The sequence below is a fragment of the Brucella sp. NBRC 12950 genome, from assembly GCF_030268145.1.
GTDB lineage: Bacteria > Pseudomonadota > Alphaproteobacteria > Rhizobiales > Rhizobiaceae > Brucella.
Window position 1 is genome coordinate 238041 of record NZ_BSQC01000004.1, and the last position, 23512, is coordinate 261552.

Sequence of the window (23512 nt, forward strand, 5' to 3'; positions counted from 1 at the left end):
CCGGCTCAATGGCCGGGCTTTTCTTATTTTATAAGTTCAGCTGATTAAGCAGCAGAAGCCTTGATCCAGTCAGCAAGGCGGCTCTTTGGAGCAGCGCCAACCATGTTGGCGGCAAGTTCGCCATCCTTGAACATCAGAAGCGTCGGGATCGAACGCACGCCGAACTGTGCTGCGAGTTCTGGATTTTCGTCGATATTGACCTTGGCGATCTTGACCTGTCCAGCCATTTCAGCGGCGATTTCGTCAAGAGCCGGAGCGATCATCTTGCAAGGACCGCACCATTCAGCCCAGAAATCAACGACCACAGGCTCGCTCGACTGAAGAACGTCCGACTGAAAATTGCTGTTATCGACCTTTACGGTTGCCATAGGGCTATCCTCATATCTGTTTGAGAGCATAAGACTCATCGAGAAACTGCTCATTTGACCATATCATGTGGCGTGTCAGCCCGCATTCGTCAAGCTCTGGTTGCTCACCTTTCCTTGAGAGTCACTGAGAGCCTTCAATGCTTCATTGAGCACGTTTTCCGGCAATGGCAGCAAATACGGGCCTTCCGTGAAGAGCAAAGCCACTTCAACAACCCTTCCCGGATAAAGAGGCGCAAGCAATTCCCGATAAAGCGCCAGCTGTGCGCGATAGGCAAAAGGCACAGTTTCAACGGTCTGTGGTGGAGGTCGATTGGTTTTATAATCCACAATCAGCACGCGGTTTTCATCAACGCTGATGCGGTCGATCTGACCCGAGACGGCATGGTCTTTTCCGCCGAGATTGATCGTGCCCATGACCGCCACTTCACCACGCGATCCGCGAGCAAAAACCGGCGCAAACTTTGGATCGGCCAGAATTGTTGCAACACTCGCCCAGGCTTTCGCGCGTTCAGCTTCCGGCCAGTCGGCAGCAATGCGTGCCAGATAATCCTGTGCAAGCTTCTCGCGCTCATTCGCGGTCACTTCTGGCAGATATTGCAACAGCATATGGATCGCCGTACCGCGACGAAGAGCAAATGCAGACGTCTCGCCGCCCTGTCCCAGAACCGGCGACAGCGTATCAAGCGGTGGCTCCTCATCCGCTTCAATCAGTGCTGATGCACCCGATGGCGCCAGCGGACGCGGCAACCCCGGTTCCGGCTTTATGGGCTTGAGATAGTCGAGCGGCAGCGGTGGCAGCTCTGCTGCTTTCGCCACTTCAGGCTCTGCAATCTCAGTGAGACCGCGCGGCGTGTTGCGATAGCGCCGGGCGGCAACACCCGATACCGGATGCACAAAGGTCTCAGCCTTGGTTGTGAGCGCATCTTCAACCAGCCTGTGCCATGTCTCGCCGCTTTCACGCGAACCACGATAGCCACAGACAATCAACTTATCTTCAGCACGCGTCATGCCTACATAGAGCAGGCGGCGATATTCTTCTTCCGCACGAGCCTTCAAGCCTTCAATCTGTGACGCCAAAAAGCCGGTCTGATAGCCAGCGTTGGGCTGCCAGAGATAGCCTTTGACCTGTGGCCCGTCATTGCTGAGATCAAACGGGATCAGCTTGGGCGCGCGTGTTCCGCTCCAGACGGCATTACCCGGATCAACCAGAAACACCACAGCACCCTCAAGCCCCTTGGCGGCATGAACCGTCATGATACGTACTTCGTTGCGGCCCTGATCAAGTTCGCGCTTGATCTGCGGCGAGGCGGCATCAAGCGTTTCCAGAAATGCCTGCATACCCGGCAGACCAGCGCGTTCAGCCGAAAGCGCATAGTTCTGGAATTCATCGATAATATCGCCTGCTTCCGGTCCAAGCCGCGCCAAAAGCTTACGTCTTGCACCATCTGCGCTGAGAATCCGCGCATAGAACTCGAAGATCGGCATGGTGTCGGCCATATTGCGCCAACGGCTCAGCGTCTTATGAACGCCGATCCGTGCCGGGTCTTCAAGGGATGCATGATAAAGGCGCTCAAACAGCGTTTCGCCGCTCTTGCGCGGATGGGCGAGCGCAAACAGTCTGTCATCATCCCAGCCAAACAGCGGGCTTTTGAGAAGCGAAGCCAATGACAAATCATCTGACGGCTGCAACACGAAACGCCCCAGCGCCATCAGATCCTGAATGGCGATGTGGCTTGTAAGCTTGAGGCGGTCGGCACCAGCCACCGGCACATGGCGCTCTTTGAGTGCGCGCGAAAGCGCTGGCATGAACTGATCGCGCTTACGAACCAGCACCATAATATCTTTCGGCGCAAGTTTGCGGTTCTGGCCCGGAATGGTTTCGCCGCGGTCAAGCCAGTAGCGAATGGTTGCTGCAATCTGTTCGGCGAGTTTGATAGCTGGAGCTTGCAAATGATCGACCGGCACGCGCCAGTCGTCGGGCTCCTCCACCTCTTCCGGCGTCAGCATATCCCAGATTTCCACCTCGCCCGGCTCATTATCGCGAATGGCGGAGTGAACAGTGGCACCTGACAAGCCGCGATTGGCCTCGGGACGAGCAAAAACTTCGTCCACGGCCTGCAAAACATCAGGGGCCGAACGGAACGAGAAATTGAGGCTTACGCGCTCGAATTTAAGCTCTGCATCCTGTGCCCGGAGGCTGACCGCCCTGCCCTGTGCAGCAAAGTCTTCCGGCACTGCGCCCTGAAACGAGTAGATCGACTGTTTTTCATCGCCAACGGCAAACAGCGTACGCTGCACATTACGCTGACCGAGGCCCGAGAAAAACTCTTCCGACAACATGCGGATGACCTGCCACTGATCGGGGCTGGTATCCTGTGCTTCATCGACAAGAATATGATCAATGCCACGATCAAGCTTATACTGTACCCATTGCCCCGCCCCATCACGCGCCAGAAGCGCCACCGTGCGGGTAATCAGGTCTTCAAAGTCGAGCAGGCCGCGCTTGCGCTTCAAATCATGATAGCGCTGCAGGAGATTATCAATGAGTGTGAGCCCGGCCAGATTTAGCCGGATAAGCCGCAACTCCTTGATCTTGTCGAGACCGAGTTCAACACGCATTGCTGCGGCATTAAAATCTTCCTCGAAATCCGGCAGCAGCTTTTTGACCGCAGCCGAGCCGACATAGGAACCGGATTTTGCTTCGCCGGTGGCTTTCAGGAAGGAAGCGCGCAGAACGGCTTCCTTGTCGAAGCTGCTTTTGACCTTGTCATATTGCTTGAGCTGCAACGCAAAATCATGTGCGCGTGCCGCACCCTTCTGGATCGACAAAATGAGATCGAGTGCATCGTCTGAAAATTCCGGCACCGGCCACATATCATCCAGCAAATCGGATTCGCGCGTGTCTGGCCTAAAACGGAAATGCCTGTGCAAAGTCTCGCTGCGCTCATCCGCATTACCAAGCGCAGAAATGTATTGCTGCAAGCCATTGCGGCGACCAACAGCCTCATCAAGCAGTGCCTGCAAACCCATCTCGCCCGCTGCCTGCATGACATCGGCAAAGGCGTTTGCCAGTTCCGGATCACCGCCGCCGTGCGCGGTCTCAAGCAGGGTGCGTCGCGCTTCGCCGACAAGAGCCACCTGCATAAGATCGTCCATCATCTCAAAGTGGCCTGCAATATTCGCCTCAAGCGGGAACTGATGCAGGATGGCTTCGCAAAATGCGTGGATGGTCTGGATTTTCAACCCGCCCGGCGTTTCAAGCGCGCGCGCAAAAAGCCTGCGTGCCACCGCAAGCCGTGTCGCTCCCGGGCGCCTGCCTTCGAGCTTGACAAGCCTGTCAGCCAGATCCTCATCCGGCAACATTGCCCATTCGGACAATCGCGCAAAGACGCGGTTTTGCATGACGGCGGCTGCCGCCTTGGTATAGGTCAGGCAAAGGATTTTTGATGGATCAGTGCCTTCGAGCAGCAGCCGGATAACGCGCTCGGTCAGAACGTGAGTCTTACCCGAACCGGCATTCGCCGACACCCAGACAGAGGCCAGCGGATTGGCGGCACTGGCCTGCGCGTCGATTGTTTCCTTTGGAATGACACGTTGTTTTTTCATTCGCCGCCCTCCCCGCCAGCATCACCACCAGCGGACCATTCCAGCACGCGTGCAAGATGATCATAATCGCCAGTCAAATCTGTCTCACGAAAAGGAAGCGCGCGGGAAAGATAACCCTTAGCCGGATTCTGATATTCAGCAAGCAGCTGCGCCAATCGTTGCCATGCCTCTTCGCCAAGGGCGGGTGCGGTCTTTTCAGATGGTGGCCGACCGATCTTCAAAATCGATTCCGGCTTCACCTCGCCGCCTGCCCGCAAGCGCACATAGGTCAGATCAGACGCGCGAACCGACCCCAGTTCGCGGAACGCACCGCGCACGAGAAGGGCTGCTTCAAGCGCCAGCTGTGGCGACAAGAGGACATGCGCCTGTCGTGGCGATGGCGTGGAGCCGGTCTTATAGTCGATCACTTCCGCAGTTCCATCGCGCATCAGATCGATACGATCGGCACGGCCCGACAAAGTGATGCCAAGACTTTCAACCTCGCGCTTATCCGACGAAATTTCGGCAAAGCGGGTCTGAACATTATACGCGCGTTCCCGCTCCCATTCGAGGAATTGCGGAATAAGAGCGGTAAAACGCGGCCACCAGACTGCTTCGATCTCAATGGGCAGATCCATTTCGCCAAAGAAATGCCGGCCAAACTCTTCAAGTTGCGCGCTCGCATCCGGTGCCAGCGGATCAAAGCCCTCTTCTGTGAAATGTCCAAGAATGTCGTGAAAAAGCGTTCCACGTTCTGCGGCTGCCGGATCGCGGATCAGCGGCTCCAGCGGACGCAACTTCAGAATCTTTTTGGCAAAGATCGCATAAGGATCGCGACGAAGGGTTTCGATTTCCGTGACAGAAAAATGCTTGGGTCGCGCGCTTACAGGCGGTGCCGGTTCCGGGCGTTTGACAAAAGGCACGTCAGGTGCCTGATCGATTTCACGCGCCCAATGGATAAAACGTTGCCCACGTGAGCGCATATCCTTGGTCACATCTGAACCCAGCACCGTTTCAAGCCGCTGCAACCAACGCGACGGAATCGTCGGCGCATTATCAGAACGCTGCGAACGCGAAAGCACGACATGATCCATGCCAAGAGCCATCTGGAAATCGTGTGCTGCAAGGCCGGTACGGCGCTCAGGTGGATCAAGCGCGATCATCGCCTTCATAGGGCGCGACATGAACGGGTCGTTGCGCGTCTTGGCGGGCCATGTGCCTTCGTTGAGACCACCGATCACCAACGTATCCATGGTCTGCAAACGCGCTTCCAGCGCCCCCCAGATGAAGACGCGCGGATGGCCACCTGGATGCGGCTTGACGGTTTCGCCCGACATCAGAGCTTCAAGAATTGCGGGCCATTCAATAGCCTCAAAGTCCAGTCCCGCTTCGCTCGCCACAAGCTGACGCAGAAATGAAGCCAGCTTCTCACCATGCTCGCCGGAATAATAACGTGTGACGCTTTCGCTTTCATCACGCGCCAGATTTTCCAGCGCTTCCACAGTTGCCCGTGTAATCTCGCCAATATCCGTTCGCCGGTTAATGGTGGCAAAAGGTGCAAGCGGCGCAATAGCTTCCGACAGGCTCACGCAAAGCGCGCGCGCCGCTTCGATCATGTCAGGCGTAACAGTCGCGTGCCATGCCGGTTGCCATGACTGGCTGGCGCTTTCTTCCATGCGGCGATCGAAAAAGCCGGGAAGATCAATGATCGATGTCCTGCCCGTACCGCCACGGAACGCCACCAGTTCGAGCGTTTCCGCAGCCAGTCGCCGCTCGATACGCTTGCCGCCAAGCCGTAGCATCGGGTGCTTGACCAACGCTAACAGAGCCACCGGATCGCCGGGGTTGAACACGGTTTCGACCATGAGGCGCATCAGCGTCGCGGTTTCGATATCGCGCAAATGGCGACCGCCGGAATCATCGGCGTCGATGCCAAAGCGGGCGAGTTCGCCCACCACGCGGCGCGCGAGATTTCTATCGGCAGTAACCAATGCTGCAGTCTTGTTTTCATCACTGATCGCATCGCGCAGCGCCAGGGCCACTGCCAGCGCTTCCTCACGCTCATTGGCGGTTTCAATCAGATCGATCTTTTGAGCCGATTGCAGCAATCTTTGGGGCTGCATATCCGCATCGCGGTTGAGCAGGCTCCATGCATCGGTGGTTTCCGCCGGGCGCAGTGCTTCGCTGACCACACGCTCCAACACGCGCTTGTTAACCGGCATATCTTCGATATGCTCGACATCTTCGCGTAATACGCCAATAGCCTGCAACAGCTTGTGGAGACCATATTGCGGATGGCCAAAGGTGGACGGATTATCATCCGAAGCTCCCAGCAGGTTCCAAGCGCCTTCATCAAGATCACGGTCCAGTCCCGGCAGAACCACAGCACCTTGTGGTAATCGGGCGATGACTGAAACAAGCTCGGCAGTCGCGGGAATGGAGCCTGTGGAACCAGCCGCAATCACAGGCCCTTGCGGCGGATGATCGCGCAGTCGCCGCACCTCGCCCCAGATCAATTCATTGCGGTGCGCTGCCGGATTGGACAGCTTGCGCTCTTCCAGAATTTCCGGCCAGAGTTTCGTGACAATATCGAGAAAACCGAGCGTAACCTGCCACCAGTCGGCAAGGTCATCGGGCGCAATGCTGGCAAGCTCGCTCCATTTGGCATTGTCGGTTTCGACCTGATCCATCAGGCCAGCCAGATCACGCGCAAGCCAAATCGCGTCAGAGGTTGTTGCGGGAACCGAAACATCATCGACGCCAAACAGCGCCCGCACATGCGCAGGCAGCGATTCTCGCCATGGACGAATGAGCCGCGCCAGCAGCAACAGCCGTTCAGCCTTGCCAATTGGCGGATTAAGATCGAATACGCCGCTTGTGGCCGCATTGAAAAAAGCTGCATCTTCATCCACATCGCCCAGCGGGCGAATGGTCGGAAGGATCGCAGATTTAGCCGGATTCATATCAACCAGAATGGAACGAAGCGCACGCGCCGCACGGCGCGTCGGCACATAGATAGTCGCGTTCGCTAATGCCAGCGGATCAGAGGCATCACCCGGAAAGCCTTCAATCAGGCGACCTTCCAGAAGTGCCTTGGCAAAGGCTGGTAGAAAAGCTGTGCCGGATGGAATGGAAAAAAGCTTCGGCCTCGTAATGGTCATTCCGCCATGCTCTCCTTACGCAATTGCGGAAAGCACAGCCTCCGCCTCGCCGATTGCTTCCGGTGTTCCCACCGTAAGCCAATGCCCGGTCATGGGCATACCATAAAGACGTCCGGCTGCAATGGCTTCATCGAAATAGCGGTTGAGCGATGAAACACCCGGCTCGGCTTTGGCAAAAATACGCGGATGAATGATTGCTGCACCGGCATAGATGACCGGGTCGCCTGCGACATCACGCAGACGGCGCAAGCGGCCCTCTTCATCCCCAACGAAATCGCCCTTGCCTTCAAAACCTGTTGCCTGATCGAGCCTCGCCGTCATGAGAAGAATATCCATGCGGGCATCGTCCCAGACATGCGCCAGCGCCGAAATATTTGGCTGCTCCTCATCACCAACCCAGAATGTATCGGCATTGAGTACGTAGAACGGCTTCCCCCCAAGCTGTGGTAGCACATTGACGATACCGCCTGCGGAATCGAGCAGCAGATCACGCTCGTCGGAGATCGTGATTTTCGGCTTTGAGCGACTGCCAAGATAGTCGATCAGTTGGTCGGCTAAATAATGAACATTGACGATTGTATTCTCAACGCCTGCACCCGCCAGCGCATCCAAGCCCCAATCGATCAGCGGCTTGCCGAAAACCTTAATCAGTGGCTTGGGCATGGTTTCGGTAATCGGGCGCATACGCTTGCCAAGACCTGCTGCAAGCATGATTGCTGTATCAGGACGTGTCATTGTTTCTCCAGCAATGCGAGATCATCAAACCAGCGGGCGACCGGTGCCATGACCGGATGCTTTAAGACGCGGCTAAGATAGTCGTGAATGCGGGGCAGATGCGCGAGATAATGCGGCTTGCCATCACGCTCATCAAGCCGCACGAACAGACCCAGCAGCTTGGCGTTGCGCTGCGCACCCATGGCGGCATAAGCCATGCGGAAAGCCGCTTCGTCAAACACATGGCCAAGCTTGCGGCGTTCATCGCAATAGGCATCTACCACTGCCTTTTCGAGCTCCGGCGTAATCGTCACGCGAGCATCAAGCGCCAGCGACGCGACATCATAGGCAGCAGGGCCGATCATCGCGTCCTGAAAGTCGATTGTGCCAATCTTGTTTGCGCCTCGCGCATCCTCAAACCAGAACAGGTTTGGCGAATGATAATCGCGCAGCAGCAGGCTTTTCTCGCAATCGGCAATAGCATCGAGAACTTTGTCCCATGCCCCTTCATAAGCCTGCACTTCTGCATCACTCAGCTTGCGACCCATCATGCGTGGCGCATACCATTGCCCGACAAGGCTCACTTCCATGATCATGGCATCGCGATCAAAAGGTGCAATGATGTGATCTGGATAGCCTGCAACAGGCGCATGGTCCGGCCACTGAACCCTATGAAGATGCGCAAGAAACCGTCCAGCCGCTTCATAGCGTTCAACCACCGGCTCACCAGATGGAGCCCTGATACCCTCAAGCCCAAGATGTTCAAGGATCAGCAGTCCTGCATCAATATCAACAGCGCGCATTTGCGGCACGCGCAGGCCATTTTTCGCAAGCAGATCATCAATGGCCACGAAAGCCTGAATATTCTCTGCAATATGCGCAAGCTGGCGATAGGACTTGCCGTTACGCAATGGCGGATCGTAGGGCATCGCGGGCGCATTCATCAGAATTTCAACGCCGTGCGCACTGTCGATAATCTCATATTTGCGCGGTGAAGCATCGCCCTGCAAATAGCGGCGCGTGGCCCCTGTCCGGTCGTTGTTTTCCAGGAAAGTGCGGATTTTCAGCGTGCGCTCAAGACGCGAAATCGCAGCGTCTGCCCCGCTAATTACAATGCGCCGCCCTGCCCCTTCATGGGTTAATGTGACGGCAAAGCTCGGTTCCGGCAAAAAGCCCTCTGCCTGCTCCGGCCATTCGGACAGCACAACACCATCTTCGAGAAACTCGACAAGTCCCAGCTCATCCAGCTCTTCGCCATGCGAAATCCGGTAAAGATCAGCGTGAGCGACGGGCAAGCGCAGCGCCTCATAGCTCTGCACCAGCGTGAATGTCGGGCTTGGCACCTCAAGCCCCTCATCATCGGCAATCGCTCGAATGACGGCGCGTGCGAGCGAGGATTTACCAGCGCCAAGATCGCCCGATAAGGTAACGAGATCGCCTTTGATCAGCGCCAAAGCGAAATCCTCGCCAAAGCGTTTGGTCGCAGCCTCATCGGGCAGGAACAATTCAAGACGGGTTATCGGGCTACTGATTGGGGTGCTCATAAAGCCCCGTTTACCTTATTCGGCGGCAACACGGAAGCTGCGCGCTTCCGCCGGGAAGCGACAAATAACGGTTGTTCCGATATCTGCGCCGGTTTCAATTTCCACGCGACCGCCATGCAGTTCGACAAAGCTCTTCACGATGGAAAGGCCAAGCCCCACACCGCGCCTGCGTCCGCCGTTCTGATAGGCCTGGAAACGCTTGAACACAGTATCAAGCACATCGCCCGGCATCCCCGGACCGTCATCATGCACGGCAAACAGAATATCCGTGCCTTCGCGGACAACCTGCAGCGAAACAGTGGAACCTTCCGGTGCATAATTGGAGGCGTTGGACAGGAGATTAAACAGCACCTGACGCACGCGATTGGCGTCGGCTCTGAAGGTTTCCACGTCATCGGCAATATCGACATTGAGCGCGATGTCATGTTCCTGCAGACGCTCGCTCACACGCTTTGCCGCAGCCGAGATTTCGTCCATGACAGCGACATCATCGATATCGAGCTGCATGATGCCTGCATCGACCGTTGCAAGATCAAGAATGTCGTTGACGATGGTCAGAAGCACGGCAGACGATGTGCCGATGTGATCCAGATATTCCAGCTGGCGCTCATTGAGTGAACCAAAGGCCGGTGTCTGTAGTAGCTCGGTAAAGCCGATAATGTTTGTCAGCGGCGAACGCAGCTCGTAGGACACATGCTGCACGAAGTCGTTCTTAATCTGATCGGCAAGCGAAAGCGCTTCGTTCTTTTCCTTGAGCGCCCGTTCAACGCGCACCGTATCGGTGACATCGATGAAAGTGAGCATCGTCTGACCTTTCGGCAGCGGCACCACCGCATAGGAAAGGATCACACCGTCATCAAGTTCAACCTGCCCCATGCGCCCGTTGCGCTCATCCAGGAAGCCGGTGACAGAGGAAACGAAATCATCCCATATGCCATCGCCGCCACGCTGGCCGCAGAGCTTGGAAATGGTTGAGATATGCGTGCCTTCAACGGTGATGGCTGCAGGCAGCGACCAGAGGTCGGCAAAAGACGGATTGGACAGGCGCAAACGGCCATCGGAGCCGAACACGGCGACGGCTTCTCCAAGATGGTCGAGCGTTTCGCCCTGCACCTTGATCAGCGTGTTGTAACGACCTTCAAGCTCGAACTTCTCGGTCATGTTCTCGAAGAACCACGTCACGCCGCCTTGCGGATGCGGATTGGCAACCACGCGCAGGATACGGGTATCCGGCAGATGCCACATATGTTCTTCCGGCTCGACAGCGCGGTAGGCCGCAAGCATGGAATCCTTCCATTTGCGCCATTCCGGCTGTTCCGGCAGCTTGCCTTCCGAGCGCAGACGGTCAAACAGCAGCGTATTGCTCGGATGTGTCTCAAGCCAGGCTGTATCGAGCGACCAGAGCGAAACGAAAGCCTGATTGAAGAATTGCAGCTTCATATCCGGATCGAAGATCGCCACAGCGGTTGAAAGCTGATCGAGCGTCTCAGCATGGCTCTTCAATGTACGACTTAATTCTTCGCGGATCTGCTCGACTTCACTGAGATCAAAGCCCAGACCGGCAGAACCTGCCTCCGCACTCACATCCGTCACATCAAAAATGCGGCGGTCGCCACGCACGACGGCAGGCAGTTTTTCATATAGATCAGGCTCTGCAAACCGATCACGTTCCAGACGTTGACGGGCCTGCGCGCCAAAAAGCTCGCGACGCTCGGACGTTGCCTGTGTGCCGTCTACAGCATCCACAGCTCGCGCATAGGCGGCATTGACCCATTCCATGCGTCCATCGGTGCCACGCACCCAGACCGGCTGTTCAAGACGGTCGAGCAGATGACGCAACAAAGCCAGTTTTTCTGATAGCTCGCGGTTCTGTGCCTGAAGCGCGGCACGCTCGGCCTGAACGCCCTGAAGACCAAGGAAACGCACGATAGCAAAGCTACCGGAAGTTCGGCCATAGACGTCGAGCAGGGTGCCATTGCTGGTTTCGACCGTCAGATCGAAAGCATGGGCCTGCTCGCGCAGCGCTGAAACCGCGCGTTCAAGCTCGGCAACCGATTGCGGACGCAGCCAGCGACCGAAAGCGAGGAAATGCGAGCGATCCTGCGGCGCGCCGCTATCAAACGGCAGTTGCCCGACCACATCGGCACGCGCGCCATGGGCATCCCAGACGACTGCACGCTGATCTTTGAGATTAAGCAACGCTTCATTGCGCTGCGCGGTCAGATTCATATCCGAGAGGCGCGAGCGCAAATCATTGTTTTGATGCGCAATTTTTGAGCGGTCGCGGATAAGCCAGCCAGCCGAGAGGAGGGCTGCGCCCATGGCGCCCAAAAACATCGAAAACTGGATAACTTCAAAAGCACCGACGCTGCCACCGAAAGGCAATTCGATACGTGCGGAATTTTCAGCACCTTGTGCAAATGCCGGAACAGCCGCAACAAGTGCGGCAAAGGAAACTGAAGCCTTGAGAACAACCCGTTTGAGAGGGCTTGCAGCCAATGAAAGCGATGCTTTCAGGTGCCTGCCTGCGCTGTATGCGGATTTGCTCCGCAAGCTCCCCATTGAGCCGGTCTCTGGCATATTTCCCTTGTCTCCGCCGCCCGGAAGCATCCTCAAAAAGAGGGCTCCCGTATTTCAAAATTCTTCATTCCAGCTCTCTCGCATCGCCACAATGCTGAAAGCCAGACATGTTTCGAGGATGAATAGGTCGCCCGTCTTTCGCCTGAACCGGCAAAAAACGCCCAACGCAAACACCCGTCAAAACACATTGATTCGTCTTCACAATACCCTCACCGTGAATCCGCGTGAAGCGTGTTGCACGCAAAAATAAAGGCCGGGCAACGTAAAGATGCCCGACCTACAAGATGTAGCAGTATGGTTAACGGGTAATTAATACCTGTAGTGTTCCGACTTGAATGGGCCTTGCGGCGTTACGCCGATATATGCGGCCTGTTCCTCAGAAAGCACAGTCAGCTTGGCGCCGAGCTTGTCGAGATGCAGACGTGCAACCTTCTCATCGAGGTGCTTTGGCAGGACATAGACTTCATTCTTATACGCGTCGGTACGCGTGAAGAGTTCGATCTGGCCCAGAACCTGATTGGTGAAGGAAGCCGACATAACGAAGCTTGGATGGCCGGTTGCGTTGCCGAGGTTGAGCAGGCGGCCTTCCGAGAGAAGGATGATGCGCTTGCCATCCGGGAATTCAACCAGATCGACCTGTGGCTTCACGTTGGTCCATTTCAGGTTACGCAGTCCTGCAACCTGAATTTCATTGTCGAAGTGACCGATATTGCCGACGATGGCCATATCCTTCAGCTTGCGCATATGATCGAGCGTGATGACGTCCTTATTGCCGGTCGTCGAGATCACGATATCAGCGGTCGAAGCTGCGTCATCGAGCGTTACGACTTCAAAGCCGTCCATTGCAGCCTGAAGCGCGCAGATAGGATCAACTTCCGTGACCTTCACGCGGGCACCGGCACCAGCGAGCGATGCAGCCGAGCCTTTGCCAACGTCGCCATAGCCACAAACGACAGCAACCTTGCCAGCCATCATGACGTCTGTACCGCGACGGATGCCGTCAACCAGCGATTCCTTGCAGCCGTACTTGTTGTCGAACTTCGACTTGGTGACGCTGTCATTGACGTTGATTGCCGGGAAGGGCAGGAGGCCCTTCTTCTGCAGCTGGTAAAGACGATTGACGCCTGTGGTGGTTTCTTCGGTCACACCTTTGATCGCATCGCGCTGACGCGTGAAGAAGCCTGGGGTTTCAGCCATACGCTTCTTGATCTGCGCGAACAGAACTTCTTCTTCTTCACTTTCAGGCTTGGAAAGAACGTCTTCGCCAGCCTCAGCGCGCGCGCCGATCAGGATATACATGGTAGCATCGCCACCATCATCGAGGATCATGTTGGATGGTTCGCCATCCGTCCACTGGAAGATCTTGTCGGTATAGGTCCAATATTCTTCAAGCGTTTCGCCCTTGATGGCGAAAACCGGCGTGCCGGTGGCTGCAATAGCTGCCGCTGCATGATCCTGCGTCGAGAAAATATTGCAGGAAGCCCAGCGCACATCGGCGCCCAGCGCCTTCAGTGTTTCGATCAGCACGGCGGTCTGGATCGTCATATGCAGCGAACCGGAGATGCGCGCGCCCTTGAGCGGCTGCGACTTGCCGAATTCTTCGCGCGCGGCCATCAGGCCCGGCATTTCGGTTTCAGCAATATCGAGTTCCTTGCGGCCCCAATCGGCAAGACCGAGATCCTTGACGACAAAATCCTGACTTGCGGTCATCATCTGCTCCAATCAAATTTGTTTAGAAGCCCAAAAGGATGCGAAAGGGCTTCGGCTGGCGTTCTGATTAGCAGATCAGCACGCACAGCACAACGCAACATAAAGAAATCTTTATGTGTCTATATCAATTGATTGAGAAGCAGCGGAACGCCCGGAGACTCAGCACTCCTCGCCGAACTTATCGGCAATAAGTGTCTGAAGTGCATCGAGCACGGCGTCAGCCTGTTCGCCAGATGCGCGAACGTCGATGCAGCAGCCCGGGGAGGCTGCCAGCATCATCAAACCCATGATCGACGTGCCGCCAACAGTCATTCCGTCCTTGCTGACGCGGACATGAGCGTTGTAACCGTCGACGAGCTGCACAAATTTAGCCGATGCGCGGGCGTGAAGACCGCGCTTGTTGACGATCTCGAAAGACCGGGACAAGGCGCTATCGGCATCGTATTCGCCGGTAACGGCTACGGTTGGATGCATGGACTACTTTCCTGTCAGAACCTGACTTGCAACATTGATGTACTTACGCCCCGCATCCTGCGCTTCGCGCAGTGCCGTCTTGATGTCTCCACCAATACGAACACTTGAAAGCTTGATGAGCATCGGCAGGTTCACACCAGCGATCACCTCGATCTTGCCTTCTTCCATCACCGAAATAGCCAGATTCGACGGTGTGCCGCCGAACATATCCGTCAGAACGATGACACCTCTGCCATTATCGGCACGATCAACGGCATCGACAATATCGCGACGACGCTGTTCCATGTCATCTTCGGCACCGATACATACGGTCTCGAAATTGTCTTGCGGGCCAACCACATGCTCAACCGCATGGAGAAACTCTTCGGCCAGCCTTCCGTGCGTAACAAGCACGAGTCCGATCATACTTTAAAAGCTCCTGTCGTGTACCCGCCGCTTGAACCCGCCAAAGGCGCAGATGGCACAAAAACCCTGCCGGCCTCTAGCCGACGAGTTGTGCATCTTGGCAGGGCAAATCTTGATATCAAGTGAAAAATTTCAGCTCTGCCTTGAAAAAAGCAAAATGCCGCAGCGTTAGGCACGTCTTTTGGATTCTTATGAATTATATAATCATTCGAATTGTCAGGGCCAAGTCTTGTAGAAGAGACTGGCCTCTATAGCCCGGGAAAGCGCGTTGGAATCGCCATTTGACGACAGCGCAGGCAGTAAGAGACGCGGCACCTCAATGTCGTCAAACTGCCATTTTTCGCCGCTGGGATAACGCTCTGCTTCATCACGCCCAACCAGCATGACCACAAGATCAAGCAGCGTCTGTTTCACATAAGCAACAGTGAACAGACCTGCACCGCGAATCTCTACTCCTCCAGCCAGTGCATCGGGAACACTCGCGACAAGTCTTTCACCCTCCACATGCAGAAGCGTGCGATCATCGGCAACAAGACAAGCCTGATCGCCGCGCATCTTGGCGCGCTCAATCAGGGTGAGGGCGAGTTCTGTCTTTCCGGCACCGGATTTTCCCATCAGCATGACACCGCGTCCTTGCAACTGAACAGTTGTTGCATGGAGGCCGCTTTTTTCCTGTTCGGGTGTCATGTCGAAATTACGCGCTAGCCGGAAGATCGACGATGAAGCGGGCGCCCTTCATCTGATCCGGATCATCCGCATCAATGATATTTTCTGCTGTCAGCGTACCGCCATGAGCTTCAATGATCTGGCGGCTGATCGAAAGCCCAAGACCCGAATTCTGGCCGAAAGCTTCCGATGCGGGGCGATCAGTATAGAAGCGCTCGAAAATACGCTCGATATTTTCAATCGGAATACCGGGGCCGTTATCTTCGACCAGAACACGCAAACGGCCACCTTCACCAGTCAGGGTAACTTCAATCCGGCCCGTATCTTCCGGCACGAAAGAACGCGCATTTTCGATCAGGTTGCTGATGACTTGTCCCAGACGCAGGTCATGACCGGCAACAAAGAAGCCCTTCTTGCCCGCCGGGAACTTGCCCGTATTGAATACAATCTCTGTACCAATCTTGTTGCGACGAACTTCGCGCGCAGCATTGACCAGACTGTTGAGCAGCGTCTTCATATCGACGCGGTCGGAATGTTCGCGCGCGAGCTCTGCATCCAGACGCGAGGCATCAGAAATATCGGTAATCAGGCGATCCAGGCGGCGCACATCATGCTGGATTACATCCAGCAGGCGTTTGCGCGAATCATCGTTCTTGGCGAGCGGCAGCGTTTCAACGGCGCTGCGCAGCGAGGTGAGGGGGTTTTTCAGCTCGTGGCTCACATCAGCTGCGAAACTCTCAATCGCCTCGATGCGCGTATAAAGCGCATCGGTCATTGCGCGGATAGAGGTCGAAAGATGCCCAACTTCGTCCTGACGTTCGGAGAAATCCGGAATTTCCTCACGGCTCTTAACACCAAGACGCACACGGTCGGCGGCAGCCGCCAGCTTCCGCAATGGGCTTGCAATCGTCGACGCCAAAAACAGCGACAGAATCACCATGACCGCGGCCACAACGCCAAAGACCCGGAAAACGGCCATGCGTTCGCCCTGCACGATCTTGTCGATATCGTCACCTTCGGTCGAAAGCAAAAGGACGCCCAGAATTGCGCGCGACTGCTGGATGGGCACTGCCACCGAAACGACCAATTCACCCTGCTGGTTACGCCGCTGTGCTGTTTGCGGAGAGCCAGTCAGCGCACGAACGATTTCCTGATAGGCGAGGCCATTGCCGCCGGGCTGTTCCTGATAAAGCGGCAGACCACCGCCATAAAACAGACGTGAGAACCAACCGGTAAAGCGTTCCCAGGCGCTCGGTTCATCTTCTTCGATTGCTGGCAGATCATAACGGAAAACCGGACCGCCAGACGCGAAAGCCGGGGCATAGAGCGAGCGGGAATCAAGCAGAAGGTTGGCGTAATGATCGTAAATGCGGGCGCGCGTACTGGTCGGTGAAATCAGCTGGCGCAGCATCGGGGAGACTTTTTCCGGATTAATCGGGAATTCCCAGTTATCCGGTGAATCGGGCGAAGGCGTAATGCTTTGTCCCGCTTGAAGCTCCAGAAGTTTTTCCGGGTCGATCATCAGCGAATTGGTATCAACCGTTGCGGATGAAGATATAGCTGCCGCAATGATCTTGCCTTGCGTAAGCAAGCTTTCGATCTTGGCGTCGATCAGCCCCTCTCGGAACTGGTTCATATAAAGAATGCCGGAAACAAGCACGGCAAGGGCTGCAAGATTGAGGAAGAGAATACGGCGCGTCAGGCTTGAGAAGAGAAACTGACCCAGAAACCGGCTGAAGGGCGCAAAAAGACGACGCAGGAAAAGCGAACGTTGCCGCCGCGCCCTACGTTCTCTCATGGTAACGGCACTGTCTTTCCGGGTTTCGGCGACCATGTCGCTTCAATCTTACTTTCTTAGAGCATTTCCTATTCAGGATGAATCATGGGGAATGCTCGATCTCTTTGTTTTTATCGCATTATCCGACGCAAAACCGCTTCGCACTTTTGCTGGAAATGCTCTAATAAGCCTCCGGGCCTCTAATGGCCCGGCGCTCTCATAACTTCATATTACGCTTCGCGGAAGCGGTAACCGACGCCATAGAGCGTTTCGATCATCTCAAAATCGTCATCGGTCGATTTGAACTTCTTGCGAAGGCGCTTGATGTGGCTGTCGATGGTGCGATCATCCACATAGACCTGCTCATCATAAGCCGCATCCATCAGCGCGTCACGGCTTTTCACAACACCGGGGCGCTGTGCAAGCGAGTGAAGGATGAGGAATTCGGTCACAGTAAGCGTTACCGGCTCACCTTTCCAGGTGCAGGTGTGGCGTTCCTGATCCATGACCAGCTGGCCACGTTCCAGTGACTTGGCCTGCTGGCCGGTCGGCTTTGCGGTGCCATCACGAGCCGCAACACGGCGCAGCACGGCCTTCACACGCTCGACCAGAAGACGCTGCGAGAACGGCTTGGTGATGAAATCGTCAGCGCCCATCTTGAGGCCGAACAATTCATCAATTTCGTCGTCCTTGGACGTCAGGAAGATGACCGGAAGATCAGACTTCTGGCGCAGGCGGCGCAGAAGTTCCATACCATCCATGCGCGGCATCTTGATATCAAAGATCGCAAGGTTCGGTGGACGCGCCATCAGGCCATCCAAAGCGGAAGCCCCATCGGTATAGGTCTCCACGCGATAGCCTTCCGACTCCAGAGCAATGGAAACGGAGGTCAGAATGTTGCGGTCATCGTCGACCAGCGCAATTGTCTGCGTTGCCGAAGCTTCCTTCATGCGGACCTTCTCCTTTTTAAACCGCCCCGATCACGGCAGCGGCAGAAATAACCGAACGCCTTCTGGCGTCTCGTCTGCAAATTCTCTTTGTCAGTTCACCTAAGAAGTGGTTCCAGCTGCCCGACAAATCAATAGTATAATAGTCATGCCGCTTGTGCAGTACAAATTAGGTACAAAATGTGGCAGCCGCTCAACTAACCATCCATGCCCCGCTGCGATTCCTTTTCCTTGGTTAATGCAATCGGCAATTGTTCTCGATGAAAAATACACCCGATAACGTGAAGATTAAACGATTTAAAAAAGTTTCAATTTTTTTAAATCGATTAAATATTTGATTTGATTTAATTAATCTGTTTCTGACTGCCATCCCGGATTAAAATGAACCGGGCCAACAAACTTTAGAACCAGATGGCGGAGAGACCATGAAAGAGATCGGCATTCACAATACTGCCGCTTCCATTGCCACTTCAGGATTGAAGGAACTGTCCGCAGTCTTTTATAATTTTGGACCGGCCCGGCTTTATGAAGAGACTATTCGCCGTGGCGAAGCAGAGCTTTCAGCACAAGGAGCCCTTGTTGCTAGAACGGGCCAGCACACTGGCCGTTCGCCAAAAGACAAATTCGTGGTTCGCGATGCAAACACCGAAGATCAGGTCTGGTGGGACAACAACAAGCCAATGACGCCGGAGGCTTTCGAGCTTCTCTATGCCGATTTCATCGAACATGCGAAGGGCAAGGAGCTTTTCGTACAGGATCTCATCGGCGGCGCAGACGAAGACAACAAGATCAACGCGCGTGTTGTCACTGAATATGCATGGCATTCGCTGTTCATCCGCAACTTGCTGATCCGTCCGGAAGAAGCAGCGCTTGCTTCTTACGTGCCTGAAATGACCATTATCGACCTACCTTCCTTCAAGGCCGATCCTGCGCGCTATGGCGTGCGCACCGAAACGGTGATCGCAGTCGATCTCACCCGCAAGATTGTGCTGATCGGTGGCACTTCCTATGCTGGTGAAATGAAGAAGTCGGTCTTCACCGCGCTCAACTATCTTCTGCCTGCCAAGGGCGTCATGCCAATGCATTGCTCGGCCAATGAAGGCCCGAACGGCGACACGGCTGTCTTCTTCGGTCTGTCCGGCACTGGCAAGACCACGCTGTCGGCTGATCCAACCCGCACGCTGATCGGCGATGACGAGCACGGCTGGGGCGAAGATGGCGTCTTCAATTTCGAAGGCGGCTGCTATGCCAAGACCATTCGTTTGTCAGCTGAAGCCGAGCCGGAAATCTACGCAACTACGCAGCGCTTCGGCACTGTGCTGGAAAATGTTGTGCTGGATGCAAACCGCCAACCGGATTTCGATGACGTATCGCTGACTGAAAACACCCGCTGCGCCTATCCGCTCGACTTCATCCCGAATGCATCATCGACGGGCAAGGGCGGTCAGCCAAAGAACATCATCATGCTTACCGCTGATGCCTTCGGCGTCATGCCTCCGATCGCCAAGCTTACGCCTGCGCAGGCCATGTATCACTTCCTGTCAGGCTACACCGCCAAGGTTGCCGGTACCGAAAAGGGCGTGACCGAGCCTGAAGCAACGTTCTCGACCTGCTTTGGTGCGCCATTCATGCCGCGCCATCCATCGGAATATGGCAATCTGCTGCGCAAGCTGATCGCCGAACACAAGGTCGATTGCTGGCTGGTCAACACCGGCTGGACCGGCGGCGCTTATGGCACCGGCAAGCGTATGCCGATCAAGGCTACCCGTGCGCTTCTTGCAGCAGCGCTCGACGGTTCGCTCAATAATGCGGAATTCCGTACTGATCCGAATTTCGGCTTCGCCGTGCCGGTTGAAGTGCCGGGCGTGGATACGTCCATTCTCGATCCGCGTTCGACCTGGGCTGACAAGGCAGCTTACGACGCACAGGCGCAAAAACTTGTCGATATGTTCGTGAACAATTTCGAGAAGTTCGAAAGCCATGTCGATCACGATGTGAAGGACGCTGCGCCAGCGACCCAGATCGCCGCACAATAAATGTGATTGATATCCTGAGGAGGAGGAGAAGCCCGGCTGAAAGGCCGGGTTTTTCTTTTGTCTAACGGATAGAACGTGTCGCGCTTGATCGTATCCACCGCGCTCGCTCTATCCATTTGTTTTTACGCATGTCTTTATCCCAAAACCGGTTCCCACTTTTGGGAGACATGCGTTAGAAAGCGGTGTATCACTTTCCATCATGGAAGAAAGCCGCAACATCATTCGCATCACCAACCGCCTGACGATCCACGAGGACGATCTGGAGGAGAGCTTTATTCGCTCATCCGGTCCCGGTGGTCAGAACGTCAATAAGGTTTCGACCGCCGTGCAGCTGCGCTTTCATGCGGCACGCTCCGGCCTTCCCGAAGATGTGCTTTCCCGTCTTTTCAAGCTTGCTGGTCAAAAAGGCACCAAGGACGGTGACATACTGATCGAGGCCAATCGCTTTCGCACACAGGAACGCAATCGCGAAGATGCCCGTGAGCGGATGATTGCGCTGATCCAGGAGGCAGCAGTTCCGCCACCGCCACCGCGCAGGAAAACAAAGCCGACAAAAGGCTCGATTGAGCGCCGCCTCAAGGCTAAATCCGGACGCTCTGACATCAAGAAAGGCCGCGGCAAGGTTTCTTACGATTAAGCGCATCCCGAAAAGTGGGAACCGGTTTTCGGAAGGAGATGCGCGTAAAAACAAATATACCATTCGCATTTTGGGAACAGACAACATGACAATCAATTATCACGAGCTTGAAACCAGCCATGGCCGCATTGCTGTGCGTGAAAGCGAAGGCGAGGGCGCTCCTCTTCTGATGATCCATGGCAATTCAAGTTCGGGCGCAATTTTCGCACCACAGCTCGAAGGCGAGATCGGCAAAAAATGGCGCGTGATAGCACCTGATCTTCCGGGCCATGGCAAATCTTCCGATGCGATTGATCCTGATCGCAGCTATTCGATGGAAGGCTATGCGGATGCGATGACGGAAGTCATGCAGCAGCTCGGCATTGCCGATGCTGTCGTTTTCGGCTGGTCGCTCGGTGGCCATATCGGTATCGAGATGATTGCCCGTTATCATGAAATGCGTGGCCTTATGATTACCGGAACTCCACCCGTAGCGCGCGAGGAAGTGGGGCAGGGGTTCAAGAGTGGACCCGACATGGCGCTTGCCGGACAGGAAGTCTTTTCCGAGCGCGATGTGGATTCTTACGCACGCAGCACCTGTGGCGAACCATTCGAAGCATCGCTTCTCGATATCGTTGCCCGTACCGACGGCCGCGCGCGCCGCATCATGTTTGAAAAATTCGCCGCTGGCACCGGAGGCAACCAGCGCGACATCGTCGCTCAAGCAAAGCTTCCCATTGCAGTCGTCAATGGACGCGACGAACCTTTCGTCGAACTCGACTTCGTCTCTAAGGTAAAATTCGGTAATCTTTGGGAAGGCAAAACCCACGTTATCGACGATGCTGGACATGCGCCATTTCGCGAAACGCCAGCGGAATTTGATGCTTATCTCGCTCGTTTCATCGAGAGTTGCACAAAATAACTTTTGTAATTCAAACGGCATCGATTGATGCCGTTTGACGGCTTCCCACATCCGCCCCGCGCCCTAACTTGATCTTCAGTCCTAACTGGATCTTCAGGATTGTGAAAAGGGTGAAATCATGGGCATGACTGTTGCGGATCTTCTGGCTCAGACCTTGGCCGAAGCAGGTGTTAAACGTATCTGGGGCGTCACGGGCGATAGCCTCAACGGACTGAATGACAGCCTCAGAAGACTTGGCAAGATCGACTGGATGCATGTCCGCCATGAGGAAACCGCAGCCTTCGCCGCAGGGGCCGAAGCGGCTGTCACCGGCGAACTGGCCGTTTGTGCTGGCAGCTGTGGGCCTGGCAATCTGCACCTCATCAACGGGCTTTTTGATTGTCACCGCAACCGCGAACCTGTGCTGGCGATTGCAGCCCATATTCCTTCATCCGAAATCGGCCTCGACTATTTTCAGGAAACCCATCCGCAGGAACTGTTCCGCGAATGCAGCCATTTTGTTGAGCTGGTTTCCAACCCTGCACAAATGCCCGAAGTGCTGAACCGCGCCATGCGCGCGGCCATCGGAAAGCGCGGCGTGGCCGTGATCGTCATTCCGGGTGACGTTGCGCTCAAGCAGGCACCTGAAGGGGCAAAGCAGACCTGGACGCCGATCTCGCCTCCACGCATGGTTCCGTCTGATCAGGATGTCGCTAAGCTCGCAGATATTCTCAACGGTTCTGAGAAGATCACCATTCTGGCAGGCAGCGGCTGCGCTGGCGCCCATGATGCTGTCGTTTCATTGGCCGAACAGCTTGAGGCGCCTGTGGTTCATGCGCTGCGCGGCAAGGAACATGTCGAATGGGACAATCCCTTTGATGTTGGCATGACCGGCCTGATCGGCTTTTCATCCGGCTATCACGCCATGCTCAACTGCGACACGCTGCTGATGCTTGGCACCAGTTTCCCTTATCGCAACTTCTATCCCGACAAGGCAAAGATCGTTCAGATCGACAATGATCCTTCACAGCTCGGACGCCGTGCGCCGCTCACATTGGGCGTGACCGGCGATGTGTCGGAAACAATCGCAGCCCTTTTGCCGAAGCTCAAATCTGGTCGCAGCACGAAGTTCCTCGATGCTGCAAAGACACATTACACGAAAGCGCGCGAGGCATTGGATGATCTGGCAGCACCATCAAAACCAGGCCAGCCGATCCACCCGCAATATCTCACCCGCCTCGTCAATGAGATTGCGGATGAAGATGCGATCTTTACCGCCGATGTCGGCACGCCTACCGTCTGGGCTGCACGCTATCTCACCATGAATGGCAAGCGTCGCCTGCTCGGTTCTTTCAATCATGGCTCAATGGCCAATGCCATGCTTCAGGCGCTGGGCGCAAAGGCTGCAGCGCCGGAACGACAGGTCGTTTCACTGTCCGGCGATGGCGGTTTCACCATGATGATGGGCGATTTCCTGTCGTTGAAGCAGCTCAATCTGCCCGCCAAGATCATTGTTTATAACAATGGCTCGCTTGGCTTCGTGGCGATGGAAATGAAAGCGGGCGGCTATCTGACCTCTGGAACCGACCTCGAAAACCCGAATTTTGCAGCCATGGCGGAAGCCATCGGCATCAAAGGTTTTCGCGTAGAGGAGTCCGCTGATCTGCCGGAGGCATTAAAGCAGGCTTTTGCGCATGACGGTCCGGTTCTGGTCGATGTGTTAACAGCCAAACAGGAACTGGTAATGCCGCCCAAGATCAAGGCCGAGCAGGCGAAGGGCTTCAGCCTTTATATGCTCAAAGCCATCATCAGCGGTCGTGGTGATGAAATCGTTGAACTCGCCCGTACCAATCTTGGTCGTTAAAACGGTCTTATCGAAGGGGCATGCTAATTAAGTGCCAGAACTTATTGAGCAATTTCCGGAAAATCCTGTCTTGACCAATTTTCGTCGAGCTGTACTTTGTAGCCTATTGATTGGCTGCAAGAAGCGCTAGCTCATCTCTGGTTCTGATATTTGATACGACGCAT

General features: G+C 55.4%; 16 protein-coding genes. 4 read left to right on the plus strand and 12 right to left on the minus strand.

Going from position 1 to position 23512, the window contains the following annotated elements:
- Positions 1 to 44: 44 nt before the first annotated feature.
- From trxA to QSJ70_RS08580, 12 genes are all read right to left on the minus strand, one after another.
- Positions 45 to 368 (minus strand): thioredoxin, encoded by a 324-nt coding sequence (trxA, locus tag QSJ70_RS08525; protein WP_007872546.1) that lies wholly within the window; start codon positions 366 to 368, stop codon positions 45 to 47.
- Positions 369 to 443: 75 nt separating this feature from the next.
- Positions 444 to 3974, minus strand: coding sequence for a double-strand break repair helicase AddA (addA, locus tag QSJ70_RS08530; protein WP_285535757.1), 3531 nt, complete (start codon positions 3972 to 3974; stop codon positions 444 to 446).
- Complete coding sequence (addB, locus tag QSJ70_RS08535) at positions 3971 to 7114, minus strand: double-strand break repair protein AddB (RefSeq protein ID WP_285535759.1); 3144 nt, start codon at positions 7112 to 7114, stop codon at positions 3971 to 3973. Before addB ends, addA begins: the two co-directional genes overlap by 4 nt.
- A gap of 15 nt (positions 7115 to 7129) precedes the next feature.
- Positions 7130 to 7849, minus strand: coding sequence for a nucleotidyltransferase family protein (locus tag QSJ70_RS08540; RefSeq protein WP_215775845.1), 720 nt, complete (start codon positions 7847 to 7849; stop codon positions 7130 to 7132).
- Complete coding sequence (gene tsaE, locus QSJ70_RS08545; protein ID WP_445558121.1) at positions 7846 to 9372, minus strand: tRNA (adenosine(37)-N6)-threonylcarbamoyltransferase complex ATPase subunit type 1 TsaE; 1527 nt, start codon at positions 9370 to 9372, stop codon at positions 7846 to 7848. Before tsaE ends, QSJ70_RS08540 begins: the two co-directional genes overlap by 4 nt.
- Positions 9373 to 9387: 15 nt before the next feature.
- Entirely contained in the window at positions 9388 to 11934 is a 2547-nt protein-coding gene (locus QSJ70_RS08550; protein WP_502871674.1) for a sensor histidine kinase, read from the minus strand.
- A 327-nt stretch (positions 11935 to 12261) separates the two neighbouring features.
- Positions 12262 to 13662, minus strand: coding sequence for an adenosylhomocysteinase (gene ahcY, locus QSJ70_RS08555; RefSeq protein ID WP_007872530.1), 1401 nt, complete (start codon positions 13660 to 13662; stop codon positions 12262 to 12264).
- 159 nt (positions 13663 to 13821) lie between these two features.
- Complete coding sequence (locus QSJ70_RS08560; RefSeq protein ID WP_064322245.1) at positions 13822 to 14136, minus strand: HPr family phosphocarrier protein; 315 nt, start codon at positions 14134 to 14136, stop codon at positions 13822 to 13824.
- Positions 14137 to 14139: 3 nt separating this feature from the next.
- Complete coding sequence (locus tag QSJ70_RS08565) at positions 14140 to 14541, minus strand: PTS sugar transporter subunit IIA (protein ID WP_007872512.1); 402 nt, start codon at positions 14539 to 14541, stop codon at positions 14140 to 14142.
- Positions 14542 to 14757: 216 nt separating this feature from the next.
- Positions 14758 to 15228, minus strand: coding sequence for an HPr kinase/phosphorylase (locus QSJ70_RS08570; RefSeq protein WP_215775844.1), 471 nt, complete (start codon positions 15226 to 15228; stop codon positions 14758 to 14760).
- A 7-nt stretch (positions 15229 to 15235) separates the two neighbouring features.
- Positions 15236 to 17041 (minus strand): sensor histidine kinase, encoded by a 1806-nt coding sequence (locus QSJ70_RS08575; RefSeq protein ID WP_215775843.1) that lies wholly within the window; start codon positions 17039 to 17041, stop codon positions 15236 to 15238.
- Between the two features lie 173 nt (positions 17042 to 17214).
- Positions 17215 to 17934: a response regulator transcription factor gene (locus QSJ70_RS08580; RefSeq protein WP_007872489.1), complete on the minus strand. Its 720-nt coding sequence runs from the start codon at positions 17932 to 17934 to the stop codon at positions 17215 to 17217.
- 422 nt (positions 17935 to 18356) lie between these two features.
- On the opposite strand from QSJ70_RS08580, the gene QSJ70_RS08585 reads away from it, so the two are divergent.
- The 4 genes from QSJ70_RS08585 to poxB all read left to right on the plus strand — a co-directional run bounded on the left by QSJ70_RS08585 (position 18357) and on the right by poxB (position 23348).
- Positions 18357 to 19967 (plus strand): phosphoenolpyruvate carboxykinase, encoded by a 1611-nt coding sequence (locus QSJ70_RS08585; protein ID WP_112804490.1) that lies wholly within the window; start codon positions 18357 to 18359, stop codon positions 19965 to 19967.
- Between the two features lie 199 nt (positions 19968 to 20166).
- On the plus strand, positions 20167 to 20604 hold the full coding sequence (arfB, locus tag QSJ70_RS08590) for an alternative ribosome rescue aminoacyl-tRNA hydrolase ArfB (protein ID WP_079212475.1): 438 nt from the start codon (positions 20167 to 20169) through the stop codon (positions 20602 to 20604).
- Between the two features lie 85 nt (positions 20605 to 20689).
- Positions 20690 to 21505 carry an alpha/beta fold hydrolase gene (locus QSJ70_RS08595; RefSeq protein WP_215775841.1) on the plus strand — a complete coding sequence of 272 codons (816 nt, stop codon included), beginning with the start codon at positions 20690 to 20692 and terminating at the stop codon, positions 21503 to 21505.
- Positions 21506 to 21623: 118 nt separating this feature from the next.
- On the plus strand, positions 21624 to 23348 hold the full coding sequence (gene poxB / locus QSJ70_RS08600; RefSeq protein ID WP_215775840.1) for a ubiquinone-dependent pyruvate dehydrogenase: 1725 nt from the start codon (positions 21624 to 21626) through the stop codon (positions 23346 to 23348).
- The last annotated feature ends 164 nt before the right edge of the window (positions 23349 to 23512 follow it).

What these genes read in the sequence shown, in the direction of transcription:
- poxB (WP_215775840.1), top strand. Translation starts at nt 21,624, where the DNA reads ATGGGCATGACTGTTGCGGATCTTCTGGCTCAGACCTTGGCCGAAGCA.
- arfB (WP_079212475.1), top strand. Translation starts at nt 20,167, where the DNA reads ATGGAAGAAAGCCGCAACATCATTCGCATCACCAACCGCCTGACGATC.
- QSJ70_RS08540 (WP_215775845.1), bottom strand. Translation starts at nt 7,849, where the DNA reads ATGACACGTCCTGATACAGCAATCATGCTTGCAGCAGGTCTTGGCAAG.
- QSJ70_RS08565 (WP_007872512.1), bottom strand. Translation starts at nt 14,541, where the DNA reads ATGATCGGACTCGTGCTTGTTACGCACGGAAGGCTGGCCGAAGAGTTT.
- QSJ70_RS08575 (WP_215775843.1), bottom strand. Translation starts at nt 17,041, where the DNA reads ATGGTCGCCGAAACCCGGAAAGACAGTGCCGTTACCATGAGAGAACGT.
- QSJ70_RS08585 (WP_112804490.1), top strand. Translation starts at nt 18,357, where the DNA reads ATGAAAGAGATCGGCATTCACAATACTGCCGCTTCCATTGCCACTTCA.
- addA (WP_285535757.1), bottom strand. Translation starts at nt 3,974, where the DNA reads ATGAAAAAACAACGTGTCATTCCAAAGGAAACAATCGACGCGCAGGCC.
- ahcY (WP_007872530.1), bottom strand. Translation starts at nt 13,662, where the DNA reads ATGACCGCAAGTCAGGATTTTGTCGTCAAGGATCTCGGTCTTGCCGAT.
- QSJ70_RS08550 (WP_502871674.1), bottom strand. Translation starts at nt 11,934, where the DNA reads ATGGGGAGCTTGCGGAGCAAATCCGCATACAGCGCAGGCAGGCACCTG.
- QSJ70_RS08570 (WP_215775844.1), bottom strand. Translation starts at nt 15,228, where the DNA reads ATGACACCCGAACAGGAAAAAAGCGGCCTCCATGCAACAACTGTTCAG.
- trxA (WP_007872546.1), bottom strand. Translation starts at nt 368, where the DNA reads ATGGCAACCGTAAAGGTCGATAACAGCAATTTTCAGTCGGACGTTCTT.
- QSJ70_RS08580 (WP_007872489.1), bottom strand. Translation starts at nt 17,934, where the DNA reads ATGAAGGAAGCTTCGGCAACGCAGACAATTGCGCTGGTCGACGATGAC.
- QSJ70_RS08595 (WP_215775841.1), top strand. Translation starts at nt 20,690, where the DNA reads ATGACAATCAATTATCACGAGCTTGAAACCAGCCATGGCCGCATTGCT.
- QSJ70_RS08560 (WP_064322245.1), bottom strand. Translation starts at nt 14,136, where the DNA reads ATGCATCCAACCGTAGCCGTTACCGGCGAATACGATGCCGATAGCGCC.
- tsaE (WP_445558121.1), bottom strand. Translation starts at nt 9,372, where the DNA reads ATGAGCACCCCAATCAGTAGCCCGATAACCCGTCTTGAATTGTTCCTG.
- addB (WP_285535759.1), bottom strand. Translation starts at nt 7,114, where the DNA reads ATGACCATTACGAGGCCGAAGCTTTTTTCCATTCCATCCGGCACAGCT.